Consider the following 2491-nt stretch of genomic DNA (forward strand, 5'->3'; position numbering starts at 1 on the left):
CGGGTTCAACCTGCGCTTCGACCCGCCGGAGCGCTTCACCTCGACGACCTCCGTCGATCTCGGCGGCGTCGCGATCTCCCGTCAGATCCGCTTCAGGCGCGGCCGCCGTCGCTGTCGCGCCCGTCGAGGGGGATGTCGTCTCCGTGCTGCCCGCAGGCGTGGGGCCGCCCGGAGGACCTCCGGCGGGCGCCGAGCCCGCGCAGGCCACATCGGCCGGCGGGCGATCGTCCGCCATCGTCCCCGCGTCGAGCGTCACCACGACGTCGCAGCGCCCGGCCAGCACCGGGTCGTGGGTCGCGACGACGAGGGTGCGGCCGGCGCAGGCCCGGAGGATGCCGTCGGCGACGCGCCGGGCGCTGTCGGCGTCGAGGTGCGCGGTCGGCTCGTCGAGCAGGACGAGCGGGGCCGCCGACGCCAGCGCGCCGGCCAGCGCGAGCCGCTGCGTCTGCCCGGCCGACAGGACGCGGCCGCCGGGACCGACGACGGTGGCCGGCCCGTCGGGCAGCGAGGCGAGGACGCCGTCGGCGTCGGCGAGCGTCAGGGCCCGGGCGATGCGGTCGTCGAGCGTGGCGGCAGACGCCGCGGGGACCCTGCCGTCGACGGCAGGGCCTCCCGCGCCGTGGGGCGCGACGGCGCCTCGGTCGTCGCGCCCGGCGGCCCCGGCGCGGTCGTCGACCGTCCAAGCCGCACCGGCGGCACCGCGCAGCGCCTCGGCGAGCGTCCCGGGCGGCAGCCCCGGACGCTGCGGCAGCCAGGCGAGCTGCCGCCACCACGCCTCCGGCGCGACGGCGCGCAGGTCGACGCCGCCGCAGGTGATCGCCCCGGCGTCGGGGTCGCGCATCCGGGCGAGCAGGTGCAGGAGGGTCGTCTTGCCGGCTCCCGACGTGCCGACCAGCGCGACGCTGCGGCCGGGGGCGAGGTCGAGGTCGAGGGCCCGCAGCCGCGGCGCACGTCCGGCGCTCCCGGCGACCGCGACGCCGTGCAGGACGATCGCGGCGCGGGTCGGGTCGACCGGACCCGGGCCTGCGTCCTCCGCGGGACCGATCGCGTCCCGCCCCGCGTCCTCGGAACCGATCGCGTCGGGGCCCGCGTCCTCGGAACCGATCGCGTCGGGGCCCGTGTCCTCCGTCGCCGCCCCCTCGTCCAGGAACGCGAACGCGCGCCGAGCCGCCTGCGCACCGTCCTCCGCGGCGTGGAAGCGCTGGCCGGCGGCCCGCAGCGGCGCGTAGACCTCGGGGGCGAGCAACAGGACGAAGAGGCCGGTCGACAGCTCCGCGTGGCCGGTCGCGAGGAGGACGCCCGTCGTCGCGGCGGCGATCGCGATCCCGAGCATCGCGAAGAGCTCGAGGATCAGCGCCGACAGGAACGCGACGCGCAGGGCGCTCAGCGACTCGGCGCGGTAGCGCTCGGCGACGGCGTCCAGGGTGTCGGACTGGGCGCGTTCGCGGCCGTGGGCGCGCAGCGTGGGCAACGCGCGGACGACCTCGAGGAAGTGCGCGCCGAGGACGGCGAGCGCCCGCTGGCGCTCGCGGGCGTGCTCGGCGCTCGCCCGGCCCACGAGCACCATGAAGATCACGAGGATCGGCAGCGTCACCGCGAGCAGGCCGCCGATGATCGGCTGGCGCCACGCGACGGCGGCGACGACCGCGAGGGGCACGGCGCCGGCCAGCGCGATCGCGGGGACGGCCCGCGCGTAGTAGTCGCCGAGGGCGTCGACGCCCTGGACCGCCGCGGTGACGACGTCTCCGCGCCGGGCCTCGTCGGGGGTCCCGCCGCGCGCGGCCAGGGCCCGGTCGGCGATCCGCACGCGGAGCGCGTGGGCGGCGTGCTCGGCGGCCCGCCGCCCGAGGACCTCCGTCCCACCGGCCGCAAGCGCCCGCACCAGGACGGCCGCGCCGAGGACGACGAGCAGGGCGGTCTCCGGCCCGCGGCCGCCGACCGCCGCGCCGATCACGTCGGCGACCACCCACGCCTGGACGACGATCGTCGCCGCGGCGACGGCACCGCAGGCGACGGTCCCGGCGACGAGGATCCGGGCCGGGCGCGACAGCGCGAGCAGTCGCCGGTGGACGTCGCGGGGCGTGGGCTCACCATCCGGCCCGGCCGGGCGCTCCGTCCCCGTGCTGCGACGCGCGGCGCCCCGCCCCGGGAGACCGGCGCCCACCGCGTCCCCCGCGACCTCCGCGCCCGACCCGGGCGTCCGGGCGTCCACCCCGCCCTGCCCCGTCCGGGCTCCCGCAGCGTCCCGCGCGCCTCGCGTCATCCGAGCTCCCGCAGCGTCCCGCGCGTCGCCCGCGCCACCAGGGACCCGAGCCCGCCGGCCGGCGCGTCGTCGGGCCGGCGCAGGAACCGCGCGTACGCGAAGGCCAGGGCGGCCAGCAGCGGCGGCAGCAGCACGACCGCGACGATCAGCATCGCCGTCAGGGTCGTGGCGCCTGCGGCGGCGTCGCCGAGCGCGACGGCCCCGGGCCCGCGGCCGGCGATCGGCGTC

Annotated in this window: 1 protein-coding gene and 1 pseudogene; both read right to left on the bottom strand. The window is 79.6% G+C overall.

The features are described 5' to 3' along the window. Nucleotides 1–2212, bottom strand: a 2212-nt coding sequence (locus AB0L40_RS27570; protein ID WP_364361971.1) for an ATP-binding cassette domain-containing protein, incomplete at its 3' end; no start/stop codon positions are given. Nucleotides 2213–2259: 47 nt separating this feature from the next. Beyond that, nucleotides 2260–2491, bottom strand: a pseudogene (locus AB0L40_RS27575) (hypothetical protein); the annotation flags it as partial.

Origin of the sequence: Patulibacter sp. NPDC049589 (assembly GCF_040675535.1) — a bacterium.
Classification (GTDB): Bacteria; Actinomycetota; Thermoleophilia; order Solirubrobacterales; family Solirubrobacteraceae; genus Patulibacter.